The organism is Paraburkholderia sp. BR14320 (genome assembly GCF_040948665.1).
Lineage (GTDB): Bacteria > Pseudomonadota > Gammaproteobacteria > Burkholderiales > Burkholderiaceae > Paraburkholderia > Paraburkholderia youngii.
The window spans coordinates 1-232 of record NZ_JBFPKG010000412.1; the positions used below are offsets into that span (position 1 = coordinate 1).

At 63.4% G+C, this 232-nt stretch carries 1 protein-coding gene; it reads right to left on the minus strand.

Annotation, left to right across the window (positions count from 1 at the left end; genetic code table 11):
- A partial coding sequence (locus AB3X89_RS40860) for an IS3 family transposase (protein ID WP_368588130.1) occupies window positions 1-232 on the minus strand: 232 nt, incomplete at both ends.

The following is a 232-nucleotide window of genomic DNA, read 5'->3' on the forward strand; positions in this document are numbered from 1 at the left end:
CCACACCGCTCATGCCCATCTGCTTCATCAGCCGCTCGACCGTGCAGCGCGCCACGACAATGCCTTCGCGCTTCAATTGCGTCCAGACCTTGTCTACGCCATAGGCCTGGAAGTTTTCTTCCCATACCCGCCGGATCTCATCCTTGAGCATCCTGTCGCGCTGGGCCCGCGCCGGCACCAGCTCAGGATGGGCGCGGCGGTCCACATGCGTGTAGTACGTCGACGGCGCGAT